General features: G+C 71.6%; 15 protein-coding genes. 11 read left to right on the top strand and 4 right to left on the bottom strand.

What is annotated here, in order from left to right; all coding sequences use genetic code 11:
• Window positions 1–140 precede the first annotated feature (140 nt).
• The 3 genes from ACFYOY_RS02640 (at window position 141) to ACFYOY_RS02630 (ending at window position 1,193) form a co-directional block, all read left to right on the top strand.
• Window positions 141–407, top strand: a complete 267-nt coding sequence (locus ACFYOY_RS02640) for a hypothetical protein (RefSeq protein WP_351879841.1) — start codon at window positions 141–143, stop codon at window positions 405–407.
• Between the two features lie 115 nt (window positions 408–522).
• Window positions 523–885 carry a WhiB family transcriptional regulator gene (locus ACFYOY_RS02635; RefSeq protein ID WP_020868576.1) on the top strand — a complete coding sequence of 121 codons (363 nt, stop codon included), beginning with the start codon at window positions 523–525 and terminating at the stop codon, window positions 883–885.
• Window positions 882–1,193 (top strand): hypothetical protein, encoded by a 312-nt coding sequence (locus tag ACFYOY_RS02630; protein ID WP_351879845.1) that lies wholly within the window; start codon window positions 882–884, stop codon window positions 1,191–1,193. The genes ACFYOY_RS02635 and ACFYOY_RS02630 overlap by 4 nt, the downstream gene beginning before the upstream one ends.
• 183 nt (window positions 1,194–1,376) lie before the next feature.
• On the opposite strand, the gene ACFYOY_RS02625 is transcribed toward ACFYOY_RS02630, so the two are convergent.
• Both ACFYOY_RS02625 and ACFYOY_RS02620 read right to left on the bottom strand, forming a co-directional pair.
• Entirely contained in the window at window positions 1,377–2,885 is a 1,509-nt protein-coding gene (locus tag ACFYOY_RS02625) for an AarF/ABC1/UbiB kinase family protein (RefSeq protein WP_351879848.1), read from the bottom strand.
• 75 nt (window positions 2,886–2,960) lie between these two features.
• Window positions 2,961–4,100: a ThiF family adenylyltransferase gene (locus ACFYOY_RS02620; RefSeq protein WP_351879851.1), complete on the bottom strand. Its 1,140-nt coding sequence runs from the start codon at window positions 4,098–4,100 to the stop codon at window positions 2,961–2,963.
• A 267-nt stretch (window positions 4,101–4,367) separates the two neighbouring features.
• On the opposite strand from ACFYOY_RS02620, the gene ACFYOY_RS02615 reads away from it, so the two are divergent.
• From ACFYOY_RS02615 to ACFYOY_RS02600, 4 genes are all read left to right on the top strand, one after another.
• Window positions 4,368–4,994 (top strand): M48 family metallopeptidase, encoded by a 627-nt coding sequence (locus ACFYOY_RS02615; protein WP_351879854.1) that lies wholly within the window; start codon window positions 4,368–4,370, stop codon window positions 4,992–4,994.
• Between the two features lie 147 nt (window positions 4,995–5,141).
• Window positions 5,142–6,875, top strand: a complete 1,734-nt coding sequence (locus tag ACFYOY_RS02610) for a TerD family protein (RefSeq protein WP_388584344.1) — start codon at window positions 5,142–5,144, stop codon at window positions 6,873–6,875.
• Window positions 6,876–6,886: 11 nt separating this feature from the next.
• On the top strand, window positions 6,887–7,570 hold the full coding sequence (locus tag ACFYOY_RS02605; RefSeq protein ID WP_014054765.1) for an AIM24 family protein: 684 nt from the start codon (window positions 6,887–6,889) through the stop codon (window positions 7,568–7,570).
• 16 nt (window positions 7,571–7,586) lie between these two features.
• Window positions 7,587–8,345, top strand: coding sequence for an AIM24 family protein (locus ACFYOY_RS02600; protein WP_388584340.1), 759 nt, complete (start codon window positions 7,587–7,589; stop codon window positions 8,343–8,345).
• Window positions 8,346–8,406: 61 nt separating this feature from the next.
• On the opposite strand, the gene ACFYOY_RS02595 is transcribed toward ACFYOY_RS02600, so the two are convergent.
• Window positions 8,407–8,934: an NUDIX hydrolase gene (locus ACFYOY_RS02595; RefSeq protein WP_388584337.1), complete on the bottom strand. Its 528-nt coding sequence runs from the start codon at window positions 8,932–8,934 to the stop codon at window positions 8,407–8,409.
• On the bottom strand, window positions 8,931–10,391 hold the full coding sequence (locus ACFYOY_RS02590; protein WP_388584334.1) for a zinc-dependent metalloprotease: 1,461 nt from the start codon (window positions 10,389–10,391) through the stop codon (window positions 8,931–8,933). Before ACFYOY_RS02590 ends, ACFYOY_RS02595 begins: the two co-directional genes overlap by 4 nt.
• 192 nt (window positions 10,392–10,583) lie before the next feature.
• On the opposite strand from ACFYOY_RS02590, the gene ACFYOY_RS02585 reads away from it, so the two are divergent.
• The 4 genes from ACFYOY_RS02585 to ACFYOY_RS02570 all read left to right on the top strand — a co-directional run bounded on the left by ACFYOY_RS02585 (window position 10,584) and on the right by ACFYOY_RS02570 (window position 13,861).
• Window positions 10,584–11,693 carry an NAD-dependent epimerase/dehydratase family protein gene (locus tag ACFYOY_RS02585; RefSeq protein WP_351879869.1) on the top strand — a complete coding sequence of 370 codons (1,110 nt, stop codon included), beginning with the start codon at window positions 10,584–10,586 and terminating at the stop codon, window positions 11,691–11,693.
• 159 nt (window positions 11,694–11,852) lie between these two features.
• The gene (locus ACFYOY_RS02580) at window positions 11,853–12,311 is read left to right on the top strand and encodes a molybdenum cofactor biosynthesis protein MoaE (protein ID WP_388584330.1); all 459 of its coding nucleotides are present in this window, start codon (window positions 11,853–11,855) and stop codon (window positions 12,309–12,311) included.
• A 195-nt stretch (window positions 12,312–12,506) separates the two neighbouring features.
• The gene (locus ACFYOY_RS02575) at window positions 12,507–12,689 is read left to right on the top strand and encodes a hypothetical protein (protein ID WP_208518180.1); all 183 of its coding nucleotides are present in this window, start codon (window positions 12,507–12,509) and stop codon (window positions 12,687–12,689) included.
• Between the two features lie 77 nt (window positions 12,690–12,766).
• Window positions 12,767–13,861, top strand: coding sequence for a S16 family serine protease (locus ACFYOY_RS02570; RefSeq protein ID WP_351879872.1), 1,095 nt, complete (start codon window positions 12,767–12,769; stop codon window positions 13,859–13,861).
• Window positions 13,862–13,880: the final 19 nt, after the last annotated feature.

Genomic DNA, 13,880 nt, shown 5'->3' with positions numbered 1-13,880 from the left:
TTTGCGCGCGCCGAGGCCATACCCATAGCCTTCCGAGCACGGAGACAACGGCCCTTCCAGGAGCCAAGGATTCCGTGTTGTACTGAACACCCGGACTGGTTTCGATCGGTCCCTGAGACGCCGAGAGGAGGCGAAGACCAGTGATCAGCTTCATCAACACCATCAAAAAGGCCGATCGATCGGTCGTCGCCACCTGCCTGCTCGGCTCCGCGCTTCCTGGCACCGGTATGCCCGGCGTCAATGAGGCGCGCCTCAGTGAGCGACCGATCCCGGCACCTGCGGTAGCGGCAGTGGCACAGGCAATGGCCTATGCCTTTGCGGCCAATGGTGCCGAATCCCGGACGACGCAGCAGCACCAGAAGACGTGGGCCTTCCGCAGGCTCGAACCCTGGAGTTATCCAGCCTGATCCAGGATCAGGTCGGCACCTTCCAGGGCCGCGGAACCCACACCGGGATCCGCGGCCCTTTTGATTTGCCAGAGCCCGGCCACCAGCCGGACCGAAGAGACGAGGACCACACACCGTGCAACTCAACGCACACGCCCCGTCCGCATCGACCGACCTGAACCGACCGCCTGACTCCTCGGAGGACTCCTTGACCCCGCTCACCGCCCTCACCGAACTCGATGAGGCCATCGAGAACCTGGGTGTAGCTGTTCCGTGCCGTTCGTACGACCCGGAGGTCTTCTTCGCCGAGTCCCCGGCCGACGTCGAGTACGCGAAGTCGCTGTGCCAGACCTGCCCGCTGCGTGAGGCCTGCCTCGCCGGTGCCAAGGACCGCCGTGAGCCCTGGGGCGTCTGGGGCGGCGAGCTCTTCGTCCAGGGCGTGGTGGTGGCCCGCAAGCGGCCGCGTGGCCGCCCGCGCAAGAACCCGGTTGCGGCATGAGCACCACCGGCACCATCGATCGCCCAGCGACGCACGACCCCATGAAGCAGGTCCCGACGATGACCCCACCGGTCTCCGACACCCCAGCACCCGAAACCTCCAGCGCGCCCGAGTCGCGCCAGAACAGGAACCGAGAGATGCAACTCATCCAAGAAGCCCTGGCGCGTGCGCATATGCACGACCGGCTGCAGGAGGCCGAGTCCGAACGGCCCGCCGCTCGGCTCGCCGCCGCCCGCCGGATGCAGCGCCGCGCGGAGCGTGCCTCGCTCCGCGCCCGCCGCGCCCTGGCCATCGCGGTCATGCAGTGACCAGCAGGTGCGCCACCGGCCAGAGCCGGGGCTGACATCACCACACGCTGACGGGTCATACCTCGACCCGTCGCGTGGCCAAAGGGCCGGTCCGATCGGACCGGCCCTTTGGCCACCCCGAAGCGCCCGCGCTTCGGGGCGACGCCACCCGGCGGCAGAAGCGCGACCGGGCGGCGCGCGTGCTCAGGCCGAGGTCTCCGCGGCCTCGGACTTCTCCTGGGCGCCTTGTGCGGCGCCTTCTTCCGCTTTGGCGGCTTCTCCGGTTCCGGCGCGTTCTTCGGCCTCGGCGGCTTCTCCGGTTCCGGCGGCTTCTTCGGCTTCGGCGCCTTCATCGGCGCCGTCCTCGGATTCCGGGTCCTCGGCGAAGCCGGGGACCCATGCTTCGAGTTCATCCCGCAGCCGCACCGTGGCGCCCAGCTGGCACAGCACCCCGACGGTGCTCAGGGTCACCCGGTGGATCAGCAGATAGGCGGGCGGCAGATTCAGCTGATTGCCCAGCTCATAGACGGGGGAGTGACGATCGGCCACCCGCGCCGCCTGGCTGCGCAGCCACTGCCGGTCGAAAACGAACGCGTCGACCTGGGCCGGTTCGAGCATCGGCAGCAGAAAGTCCAGCAGGTCGTCCGGGTCCATCTCGATCGTCGGCTTGACGAAGCCCTCCCCGCGCATCAGCTCGTAGACCCCCATGGCATCGCCCTGGAGCGCCATGCGCAGTGCGATGCCGATGGGCTCCGGAAGCCCTTCCGGGAGCCGGTTCACCGAACCGAAGTCCAGCACCCCCAGCTTCCACCGCTCCGGCGGTCCGTCCGGGGCGTCCCCGGTCAGCAGCCGGAAGTTTCCCGGATGCGGATCGGCGTGCAGCAGCCCGGTGCGGGACGCCCCCGAGAACAGAAAGCGGGCCAGCAGCTGCCCGGCGCGGTCCCGCTCCTCCTGGGTGCCATCCGCTATCACCTCGGAGAGCGGTATCCCCTCCAGCCATTCGGTGATCAGTATCTGATCGCTCTGGTGCACCACCTCGGGCACCACGATCTCCGCGTCCTGTGCGTACTCCTCCGCGTGGGCCCGCTGGGACGCCGCCTCCAGTTCGTAGTCCAGCTCCTCGGCGACCCGCTCGCGCAACTCCGTGATCAGGGGCTTGATGTCCAGCCCCGGCACCAGCGGCCCCAGCACCCGGGCGAACCGGCTCAGTTGATTGAGGTCGGAGAGCAGCGCCTCGCCCGCGCCCGGGTACTGCACCTTGACCGCCACCACGCGCCCGTCGTGCCAGACCGCCCGATGCACCTGCCCGATCGAGGCGGCCGCCGCCGGCTTGTCCTCGAACTCCTGGAACAGCTCCGGCCAGTCCGGGCCCAGCCGCTCCTCCAGCGCCGCGTGGACCGTGCGGCTGGGCATGGGAGGGGCCGCTTCCTGGAGCTTGGTCAGGGCCGCTCGGTAGGGCCTGGCTATCTCCTCGGGCAGTGCCGACTCGAAGACCGACATGGCCTGCCCGAGCTTCATGGCCCCGCCCTTGAGCTCACCGAGGACCTTGAACATCTGCTCGGCGGTGCGCTGCTGTACCTCGCGCGCGACCATCTCCGCCGGCCGTCCCCCTATCCGCTTCCCGAGCCCCCACGTGGCGCGCCCCGCGAATCCCAAGGGCAGCGCCGCCAGTTTGGCGGTACGGGTGATCGCCTTGCGCGGCAGATCGGTCATGCGCCCCTCCAACTACAGCCGTGCCATCCCGGAGGGTGGCCCCCGGGCCCCCGTCGCCCACTCCACGGACGTGGGTCACCCGGACATTGTCGCGTGCGGTGCCTCTGCGGCCGAGGCATATACGGCATCCTCCTCCCCGGCCGCTCCGCAGCCGCATCCGGGATGTGCTACGACCGGACGCGCCTCCCAGACGAGGGAGGGAAGCGCCAACTCCCACCGGACACCCGCGCCCCCGGAAGGCCGGCCGTCGAGGAAGGCCAGCGCCTGCACCGCGGTGAGCCCCGCCACCACCATCGCCAGCGCCGCGTCACAGGCGGGGGCGGTCCGCCGCCGGCCGGACCGCCACTGCGCGAGCATCCGCGGCCAGACGGGCTCCCGCTCCGCACGGCCCGCCGCGGCACAGCCCGCGCAGGGCGTCATGCCCGGCACCACCAGCGGTCCCACCACCCCCGTGGCCTCGATGACTCCCGCGTAGAGATGGGGTGTCCCGGAGGCGAGCAGCGGCTGGGCCGGCTCGGGAGCCGGTGCGTACGCGGCGAGGCCGTCACGCGGGGCGATCACCACAAGCGCCAGACCGGGCTCCCCCGAGGGGGTCCGCTCTTCCGAGGAGGTCCGCTGCCGCGCCGGGCGGCGCGGCAGCGGACCGGGCGCGGTCTGGCGCACCACGCGGCGCGCGGCCACATCCCGGCGCTCCCCGATCTGATCGGCGGACAGCCCGCCGGGAGCCACGTCCCAGGGCTCGACGCACCCCCCGTCCACCACATCGACCCGGCCGATCCCCGAGCCGGACAGCGCGGCCGCGACCGCCGCCCCGACCCGGCCGGCGCCCCGCACCTGAACCCGCATCGCCCGCCGCGCGGCGAGCAGCCGCGCCGCCGCCCCGGGCTCGGGATGCAGCACCGACAGCGCCCCCGCGTCGGGCCGCAGCCGGTCCAGGGCCGCGGCGGGCTCACCACCGTCCCTCGGCTCGTCGAGCAGACCGGCCGCCGCCAGCCGGTCCACCAATGCGTCGGCCCGCCCCTCCGGCAGCCCGATGGCCCGGGCCTCCTGCCGCAGCAGCGGCAAACCGCGTGTGCCGTCCAGCAGCTCCAGAAAGCTGCCCGTGGCCGTGTCCACCGGTCCCATCACCACCGCATGCGCACGGGCCACCCCGAACTGGACCGTGTCCCGGCTCCGCCAGCCCCGCCGCAGCGCGGGCTTGAGCATCGGATGCATCGCCGTCCCCCCCGTTTGATGTTCTGTGACTCTTCGTGACTGTGCTTACCTATTCATCACTTTTCATGTCGAACTGCGTTGGTTCGCTTCCGTTGCACCGCCCTCAGCATGCGGGTAGGCGCCCAGAGCCCGCAGAGCGTTATCCACAGGCGGTGGAATAAGTCGTACGAACACCGGTGGTACAAGCCGTGCACACCGTGGAGTGGTTCGGTCCGCAACAAGGTGCGGGGCGGGACTTCCCCGGCGGCCACCGGGTAACGTCGGGGCGTGCCCGCCGATCCGTCCTCTCGCACCGCGGGGGAGAGCCCCCGCAGCGCCGCGAGCGCACCGCGCACCGTCCCGAGCCCGCAGAGCCGAGGCTCGGGCGCGAGCGCGGTCGAGGTCCGCAGGAGCACCCGGCGGCGCAGGACGGTCTCCGCCTATCGCGAGGGCGACCGCACCGTCGTCCTCATCCCCGCCCGGATGTCCGAGGCGGAGGAGCAGCGCTGGGTGAGCGTCATGCTGGACAAGCTGGCCGCGCAGGAGAGCAAGCGGATGCTGGGCGACACGGAGCTGGCCGCCCGCGCCGAGCTGCTCTCCGGCCAGTACCTGGGCGGGCGGGCCCGGCCCGTCACCGTCCGCTGGGTCACCAACCAGAACACCCGCTGGGGGTCGTGCACCCCCGCCGAGGGCAGCATCCGGCTCTCGCACCGGCTCCAGGGAATGCCGGAGTACGTCGTGGACTATGTACTCCTCCACGAGCTGGCCCATCTGCTGGTGCCGGGCCACGGCCGCCGCTTCTGGCAGCTCCTGGAGGCGTATCCGCGGACCGAGCGGGCGCGGGGCTATCTCGAAGGGGTGGTCGCCGCCGGGCGGTTGCCGCATCTCTCCGGGCCCGGGGACGACCAGCCGTAGGGGGCCACGCGGGTGCCGTAACGGAACCACCCCCGTGCCGTAACGGAACCACACCCGTGCTCCTTGGCGTCGCTCATAGTCGGCGGCAGCGGCTAGCCTGGCGCGCAATGCACTCACCGGTACGGCGATGGGGGACGGTCCTAACGTATGGCCAGGGAATTCCAGCGCGGCCACAAGGCCAGGATCAGTGATCTGACGGCCGGGAGGGATCTGTACGTCGGGGTGCAGATCGCCGGGCCCGGCCTGACGTTCGACATCAGTTGCTTCGGGCTCGACGCGGACGAGCGACTGTCGGACGACCGCTACTTCATCTTCTTCAACCAGCCGAAGTCCCCTGAAGAAGCGATACAGCAACTCGGGGCGCAGGCCGGTGACACGGATTCGTTCCGCGTCACGCTCGACAGCATCCCCTCCACCATCCACAAGCTCTCCTTCACCGCGACCCTCGACGGCGCCGGGCAGATGTCGCAGATCGGCCCCGGCTATATCCGGATCGTCGCGGGCGGCGAGGAGGTGGCCCGGTACTCTTTCACCGGTTCGGAGTTCAGCACCGAACGCGCGGTGATGCTGGGCGACTTCTACCTCAAGGACGTCTGGCGGTTCGCCGCCGTCGGACAGGGCTTCGACGGGGGACTGGACGCGCTGCTCAAGAACTTCGGCGGTGAGGTGGCCGAGGAGGAGCCCGCCCCCGCGCCCGCCCAGGGCGCCACGCCCGGTTTCGCGCCGCCCGGCCAGGCGGCCCCCGCCCCGGGCTTCGCGCCCCCGGCCGCGACGGCTGCCCCGGCGCCGCAGCCCGCCCCCGCCTTCGGCGCTCCCCAGGGCACGCCGCCCCAGGGCACGCCGCCCCAGGGCACGCAGCCTCAGGGGATGCCCGCCCCGGGTACGCCCCCGCAGGGAACGCCCCAGGGAACGCCCCCTCAGGGCGTTCAGCCGCCCGCCCCCGGTACCCCGCAGATGCACGGCGCCCCGACCATCGCCGCACCCATCGCGCCGCCCGGCCAGGTGCCGCCCCCCGGCCAGGTGCCGCCGCCCGCACCTCCGGGCCAGTTCCCGGGCCAGCAGGCCCCCTTCGGGCAGCCGCCGGGCCAGACCCCGCCCGCCCCCGCGGCGTACGGCCAGCCGCCCGCCCAGCCGTACCCCGGCCAGGCCGGTCAGCCGGGCCAGCCCGCTCCTTACGGTCAGCCGCAGGCCATGGGCGTCCCCCAGGGCGGCGGTGGCGCGCCCGGGCTCCAGGCCGCGCTGGCCCAGTACCGCGAGGCGCCCACCGGCCAGCGCTGGACGCCGCAGAACCCCCGGCTGATGCGGGTCGACCTCGGCGTCGGCGGGCAGCCCGTGCTCGCCCGCCAGGGCACGATGGTGCTCTACCAGGGCAAGGTCGACTTCAGCTACAAGGGCGCCGGCTTCCGCGGCCGGATCGTCGGCAATGCGACCGGCCAGGAGATGCAGCTGATGCGCTGCACCGGCCAGGGGCAGGTCTTCCTCGCCGAGAACGCCGCCGAACTCCACCCGATCGAGCTCCAGGGCGACGCCATCTGTGTCGCCGCCGAGAACGTGCTCGCCTTCGACGAGTCGCTGCACCATGAGGTGCGCCGGATCGAGGGCCACGGCATCCCCGGCGGCGCGCTGTTCACCATGCAGTTCCAGGGCACCGGCACCGTCGTGGTGAAGACCGAGGGCACACCGGTCGTCCTCCCCGTCACCCCGACCACCTTCGCCGACAGCAACGCCATCGTGGCGTGGTCCGCGGGATCCCAGGTGATCATCTCCAGCCAGGTGCGGCTGCGCCGCAGCGCCTACCCCGGCCACAGCGGGGAGACCGTGAACCTCCAGTTCCGTGGCGCGCCCGGCAACTTCATCGTCGTCCAGCCCTACGAGGTCTGAAGGAGCCCGTCATGGACCAGCAAATGATCTCGGGCTTCGCACCCGCCCCGGTCGCCGCCCGTATGGAGAACCACGGCGCCAGCATGCTCAAGGTCGCCATGCAGAGCGGCCAGGACCTCTTCGCCCGCACCGGCTCGATGGTGGCCTACGAGGGCTTCGTCCAGTACGAGCCCAACCCGCCCGCGGTACGTCAGATGGCCTCCCAGTGGCTGACCGGCGAGGGCGCCCCGCTGATGCGGTGCAGCGGTGACGGGCTGCTCTACCTCGCCGACTACGGGGCCAACGTCGTCTGCATCAACCTCAACGGGGACGCGCTGTCGGTCAACGGCACCAACCTCCTCGCCTTCGACGCGCATCTCCAGTGGGGCGTCGAACGGGTCAAGGGCATCGCCAAGTTCGCCGGGCAGGGCCTGTTCAACGTGGGCGTCTCCGGCACCGGCTGGGTCGCCCTGACCTCCCGCGGCACCCCCATCGTGGTCGACTGCGGCCGCGGTGAGGACGAGACCTATGTGGACCCGGACGCACTCGTGGCCTGGTCCTCGGGGCTCAAGGTGAAGGGCAAGCGCAGCTTCAAGGCGTCGTCCCTGATCGGCCGGGGCAGCGGCGAGGCATATCAGCTCGGCTTCTCCGGGCAGGGCTTCGTCGTCGTACAGCCCAGTGAGGACAGCACCGACCGGCTCCGGGCCCGGGGCTGAGGGGGAGGGACACCAGATGCAGAGCCCGCTTTTCGCCTTCACCGAGGCCCAGACGCAGGACCGCTACGCGCTGCAGAACCCGCAGCTGCTCCGGGTCGCCCTGAGCGGCCATGAGGACGTGCTCGCCCGTAAGGGCAGCATGGTCGCCTATCAGGGGCTCATCGAGTTCGACGGCGAGTACCAGACGCCGGGGCAGCGCATGACCCGCAGCCGCGCCGGTGAGGGCCTGGACCTGATGCGCTGCTCCGGGCAGGGCACGGTCTACCTCGCCAACCTCGCCCAGCACATCCACGTGATGGACGTGGACCACGACGGGCTGACCGTCGACAGCTCCTATGTGCTCGCGCTCGACTCCACGCTGCACTGGGAGACGATCGCGGTGGACAGCCAGTACGGGATCTCCGGCTCCGGCAAGTACAACCTCAACATCTCCGGCCGCGGCAAGGTCGCGCTGATGACCTCGGGGCAGCCGCTGCTGCTCCAGGTCACCCCCGACAAGTACGTCAACGTCGACGCGGACGCCATCGTCGCCTGGTCCAGCTCGCTGCGGGTCCAGATGCAGGCGCAGACGCACTCCTCGGGCGTCTGGCGGCGGCGCGGCAACACCGGCGAGGGCTGGGAGCTCAGCTTCCTCGGCCAGGGCTACGCCCTGGTGCAGCCCAGTGAGCTGCTCCCGCCGCAGAACGCGGTGGTGGGGGGCGGCGTGGCCGCGCAGTTCGGCATGGGCCAGCAAGGCGCCCGCGGTCAGAACCAGGGCAACATCTTCAGCAACTGACCGAGGTCACGTCGATGGAGAACGGCGGCCGCGGACTCCCGGTTCGCGGCCGACGCGCTCCTCAGAGCAGCGCGCGGGTGCGCGTCACCAGGTGCCGCACCGATCCATCGGCCACGTCCGCCACCTCCTCGTAGCCGAACCAGCGCAGATCCAGTGACTCGTCGCTGATCGCCGCCACCGCGTCCCGAGGCGCGACCGCCGCGTACTGGACGTCCAGATGCCAGGCGCAGGGGGTGTGGTGCCGGTCGAGCCGCACCGGGCCGCCCGGCAGCAGCGTCAGCCCCTCGATCCCGGACTCCTCGGTGGCCTCGCGCAGCGCCGCGCCCGCGAGCGTGGTGTCGTCCGGCTCGCAGTGGCCGCCCATCTGCAGCCACATCCGCAGCTTCCGGTGCAGGGTGAGCAGCACGCGCTCCCGGTCCGGGTCGACCACCAGCGCGCTCGCCGTGATGTGGCCGTCCCCGCACGCCTTCCACATGCCGTCCGGATACGCGGCCAGATGGTCGCCGTAATGCCGCCGCAGCCGCTCCTGGGCGGCATCGGGCGCGGGCCACTCGGTGAGCACCCGCGCCGCGTCCTGGTGCAGACTCACTTCTCGCCGTCGCCCCGGTCGTCCTCGCTGCCCTCGCTGCCCCCGCTGTCCTTACGGAGGTCGGGGCGCTCGGGGCCGTCCTTACGGTCCTCACCGCCCGCCGCCTCGCCGAGCATCTTGTCCAGCTCGGAGAAGTCCAGCTGCTCGCCGTGGACGAAGCCGTCCGGGTCGTCGAGGTCCTGCGCCGTCGGCAGCATGTCCGGATGCGCCCACAGCCCGTCACGCCCCTCCAGGCCCCGGGCGTCGGTCAGCGAGGCCCACAGCCGGGAGGCGTCCCGCAGCCGGCGCGGCCGCAGCTCCAGGCCGATCAGCGTGGCGAAGGTCTGCTCGGCGGGACCGCCGCTCGCCCGGCGCCGCCGCAGCGTCTCGCGCAGGGCGTCGGCGGACGGCAGATGCGGCTTGGCGGCGGCGTGCACCACCGCGTCCACCCAGCCCTCGACCAGCGCCAGAGCGGTCTCCAGACGCGCCAGCGCGGCCTTCTGCTCGGGGGTGTCCTCGGGCTGGAACATGCCCTGCTGCAGTGCCTCCTGCAGCTGCTCGGGGTGGGTCGGGTCGAGCTGGCCGACCGCGTCCTCCAGCTTGGCGGTGTCGACCTTGATGCCGCGGGCGTACCCCTCGACCGCGCCGAAGAGGTGCGAACGCAGCCACGGCACATGGGCGAAGAGCCGCTGGTGGGCCGCCTCGCGCAGGGCCAGATACAGCCGGACCTCTTCCTTGGGCACGCCGAGGCCGGAGCCGAGCGCCGCGATGTTGACCGGCAGCAGGGCCGCCTTGCCCGCCGGGCCCAGCGGCAGTCCGATATCGGTCGAGCCGACCACCTCACCGGCCAGCACGCCCAGCGCCTGCCCGATCTGGGTGCCGAACATGGCGCCGCCCATCGAGCGCATCATCCCGAGCAGCGGGCCGGCCATGGCCTGCATCTCCTCGGGCAGCACATCGCCCATGGCGGCGCCGACCCGCTCGGCGACCGGGTCCACCAGGTCCTTCCACACCGGCAGGGTCGCCTCGACCCATTCGGCGCGGCTCCAGGCGACGGCGCTCCCGGAGCCCGAGGGCAGCGAGGTGACGCCGTCCAGCCACAGGTCGGCCAGGCGCACGGCCTCCTGGACCGCGGCACGGTCGGCGGGGCCGACGCTCTCGTCCTTACTGCCGTCGGCGGTGCCGCGCGCCACGGTCTGGCGCGCGATGTCCTTGGCCATGTCCCAGTTCACCGGGCCGCCCTCGTAGGAGAGCATCTGCCCGAGCTGCTGGAAGGCGGCGCCCAGGTCGCCCGGATTCAGCGAACCGAACATCGCGGCGAACGGATTGTCCGCGCCGCCCGCTCCGCCGGGTCCGCCGCCGAACCCGAAGGGATTCGCGGGGCCCTGCTCGCCGCCCTGGCCGCCCTTCTTCCTGCCGTCGTCGCCGTCCTCCGGCTCCTCCGGCGGAAGGCCGAATCCGAATGGGTTGTCACTCACGGGTTTCCTCGGCTCGTTGGGCCACCGGCTCCCGGGCCGGTGGCGGATGCCCGACATCACCACCCAGCCTAGACACCTCGCCGGTTTCCGGGCTCGGTGCTTCGCTGATCGCCGCCCTGCGGCAGGATGGACGTCACCTGGTACGTATGCGTGCATGCGCTCCGTACTGAAGACAACCGCTGGAGACGCCCGGTGAGTTCCCCAGACCGAGAAGTTCGCGCTGCGCGAAACGATACGGCTCGCACCGCACGACGACCCGTCGTGGCGGTGACCGGTGCCGCCTCGGGCCCAGGTGCCCTGCTCACGCAGCGGCTCGCGGAGTCCGAAGAGGTCAAGCAGGTCCTGGCCATCGATGAACGCCGCGGTGAGGTGACCGAGGCGCAGTGGCATGTGCTGGACGTCCGCGATCCGGCCATCGCCGAGAAGCTGCGCGGCGCGGACGTGGTGGTCCACCTCGCCGTCGACCTGGACCTGGGCACCGACTCCGCCGCCCGTACCGCCTACAACGTGCGCGGCACCCAGACCGTCCTTACGGCTGCCGCGGCGGCCGGGGTGCGCCGGGTGGTGCTGTGCACCTCCGCGATGGTCTACGGGGCGCTCCCGGACAACGCCGTGCCACTCGCCGAGGACGCGGAGCTGCGGGCGACCGCCGAGGCCACCGGCGTCGGCGATCTCCTGGAGATCGAGCGGCTCGGGGAGCGCGCGCCCCGAGCGCATCCGGGGCTGAATGTGACCGTGGTGCGCCCGGCGATCCTGGTCGGCGGCACGGACACCGCGCTCACCCGCTACTTCGAGTCACCGCGCCTGCTGGTCGTCGCCGGATCCCGTCCCACCTGGCAGTTCTGCCATGTGGAGGACCTGGTCGGCGCGCTGGAGTACGCCGCCCTGGAGAAGGTCGAGGGTGAGCTTGCGGTCGGTTGCGAGGGCTGGCTGGAGCAGGAGGAGGTCGAGGAGCTGTCCGGGATCCGGCGTATGGAGCTGCCCTCGGCGGTCGCCCTGGGCGCCGCCTCGCGGCTGCACCGGCTCGGTCTGACGCCGTCCCCGGCCGGCGATCTCGCGTACACGATGCACCCGTGGGCGATCAGCGGCAGCAGGCTGCACGCGGCGGGCTGGCGGCCGCGCTGGACCAACGAGGAGGTCCTGGCGGAGCTGCTGGAGGAGGTCTCCGGCCGTCATACGGTCGCCGGCCGGCGCCTGGGCCGTAAGGACGCCACGACGCTCGGCGCCGCGGGCGCGACCGTGGCCCTGGTGGGCACCGCGGCGATCGTGCGTCGCGCTCGTAAGGCGCGCCGCCGGGCCTGAGTCGGGCCTGAGACGGGCCTGAGCCACGGCTTGGGACGGGCCCTGCCCCGGGCTTGAGACGCGCCCGGCGCGGGCCTGACCCGGACGGGCCTGTACCGGAAGACGCTTTCCGGGATCCGGTATTACGTGAAGACGGGACGGTGCGGCACGATGGACGGCATGGCACATTCGTACGATCACCCGGGCGAACTCGCGGCCGCCAATCCCATCCGGCTGCTCGCCGTCCGTGACACGCCCCTCTCCGTGGACGAGGTGTTCGGGGCGGTGGGCGATGCCGCGGCGGGCGGTACGGCGCTGTTCGTGGGCACCGTGCGCAACCACGACGGAGGCGCGGAGGTCGGCGCCCTCGGCTACTCCGCGCATCCGACCGCCGAGGCCGAGCTGCGCCGGGTGGCCGAGAAGGTCGTGGCCGACTTCCCGGTCCGCGCGCTGGCCGCCGTGCACCGGGTGGGCGATCTGGCGATCGGCGATCTGGCCGTGGTGGTGGCCGTCTCCTGCCCGCACCGCGCGGAGGCGTTCGCCGCCTGCCGCCGTCTGATCGACGACCTCAAGCGCGAGGTGCCGATCTGGAAGCACCAGTCGTTCGCGGACGGCACCGAAGAGTGGGTGGGCGCGTAGCGCCTCGTTGGGGGTGGTGGTCGGGCGACGGGAGGGCGGGTTGGGGCGTAGCGGGAATGCGGTTGGGCGCGGAAGGGTGTACTCCACTTGCGTAACCCCCACCCTGCCGTGAGCGTTGACCTGGCAGAGGATTAATCTGCTCATCTGTCAGTCGCGGTCGTGGACCGCGATTTTTCCAGGGGTCGGGAGGCTGCTGTGGGTGCGCTTCTCTGGTTGCTCATTCCGCTGTTCGCGGCGATAGCCGCGGCGATATACGCGGGCATAGCCGCCCGAGCCGTAAAACGGAAGTCCGGGGGGGACGTAGCTGAGTTGGCCGGATATGCCCGCTTCCGCGAGGCGATGGAGCGCCGGCCCTCCGATTCGGACGCCGCGGCCTGACCGCGCCCCGTCCGCGCCGCTCCTCGTACGGACGGCCCCGACGGTGGACTGACGGACGGGTCCCGTACTGTCGTTCCATGCCACGCCGCACTGCGACGATGCTCGCCTCCCTTCTGATGCTGATCGCGCTGCTCTGCGCCGGAGTGCTGATCCCGGTGCCGTACGCGGAGATGTCTCCGGGGCCGACGTACAACACCCTGGGGGAGCACAACGGGGAGTGCGTGCTGCAGATCTCGGGCCGCAAGAACTGTGAGACCACGGGTGGCCATCTGAACATGACCACGGTCCGCGTCACCGGCTCCGAGTACCGGATGAATCTCGTGGAGGCCGTCTACGGCTGGCTGGCGCACGATGACGTGGTCGTACCGCACAGCACCCTCTACCCGGACGACAAGACCCCGGACCAGGTCGACCAGCAGAACGCCGAGGAGTTCACCCAGTCCCAGGAGTCCGCCAAGGTCGCCGCGCTACGGGCGCTGAAGAAGCCGGTCACCGCGCATGTCATCGTGGGCGCCGTCCAGAAGGGCGCCCCGGCCCAGGGCAAGCTGCACGCGGGCGATGTGATCAAGTCGGTGGACGGCACGGCGGTGCGCGAGCCCGATGACGTCGCCAAGCTGGTCACCAAGCACAAGCCGGGCCAGAAAGTGGTCTTCTCGGTCGTCCCGGCCAAGGACGTGGCCGCAGCGGAGAAGCGCGGCAAGCAGCCCACCGGCGAGGAGCGCGTCGCCATCACCACCGCGAAGGCGGACCAGGGCCCCTCCCGCGCCATCGTGGGCATCCAGGCCGGGGTCGACTACACCTTCCCGTTCCGGATCGACATCAAGCTGGCGGACGTGGGCGGGCCCAGCGCGGGTCTGATGTTCGCGCTCGGGATCGTGGACCGGCTGTCGTCCGAGGATCTCACCGGCGGGAAGTACATCGCGGGCACCGGCACCATCGACGACAAGGGCACGGTCGGTCCGATCGGCGGGATCGAGATGAAGACGATCGGCGCGCGCGACGCGGGTGCCCGCTACTTCCTCACGCCCAAGGAGAACTGCGCGGCCGCCGCCAAGGACGTGCCGGGCGGGCTGCGGCTGGTCAAGGTGCACACGATCGACGACGCCCTCAAGGCGCTCGAGAAGATCCGTAAGGGGGACACCGCCGGTCTGCCGAAGTGCACGACGGGCTGAGCGGCGCCCCCTCTCTGCG

Origin of the sequence: Streptomyces sp. NPDC007875 (assembly GCF_042868035.1) — a bacterium.
GTDB lineage: Bacteria > Actinomycetota > Actinomycetes > Streptomycetales > Streptomycetaceae > Streptomyces > Streptomyces antimycoticus.
The sequence above is the reverse complement of the archived record's forward strand: the minus strand, read 5'-3'. Positions and strand labels throughout refer to the sequence as shown.

Coding starts and splice junctions, on each gene's coding strand:
- ACFYOY_RS02580 (WP_388584330.1), top strand. CDS start 11,853: ATGGCACATTCGTACGATCACCCGGGCGAACTCGCGGCCGCCAATCCC.
- ACFYOY_RS02600 (WP_388584340.1), top strand. CDS start 7,587: ATGCAGAGCCCGCTTTTCGCCTTCACCGAGGCCCAGACGCAGGACCGC.
- ACFYOY_RS02625 (WP_351879848.1), bottom strand. CDS start 2,885: ATGACCGATCTGCCGCGCAAGGCGATCACCCGTACCGCCAAACTGGCG.
- ACFYOY_RS02610 (WP_388584344.1), top strand. CDS start 5,142: ATGGCCAGGGAATTCCAGCGCGGCCACAAGGCCAGGATCAGTGATCTG.
- ACFYOY_RS02620 (WP_351879851.1), bottom strand. CDS start 4,100: ATGCATCCGATGCTCAAGCCCGCGCTGCGGCGGGGCTGGCGGAGCCGG.
- ACFYOY_RS02605 (WP_014054765.1), top strand. CDS start 6,887: ATGGACCAGCAAATGATCTCGGGCTTCGCACCCGCCCCGGTCGCCGCC.
- ACFYOY_RS02570 (WP_351879872.1), top strand. CDS start 12,767: ATGCCACGCCGCACTGCGACGATGCTCGCCTCCCTTCTGATGCTGATC.
- ACFYOY_RS02630 (WP_351879845.1), top strand. CDS start 882: ATGAGCACCACCGGCACCATCGATCGCCCAGCGACGCACGACCCCATG.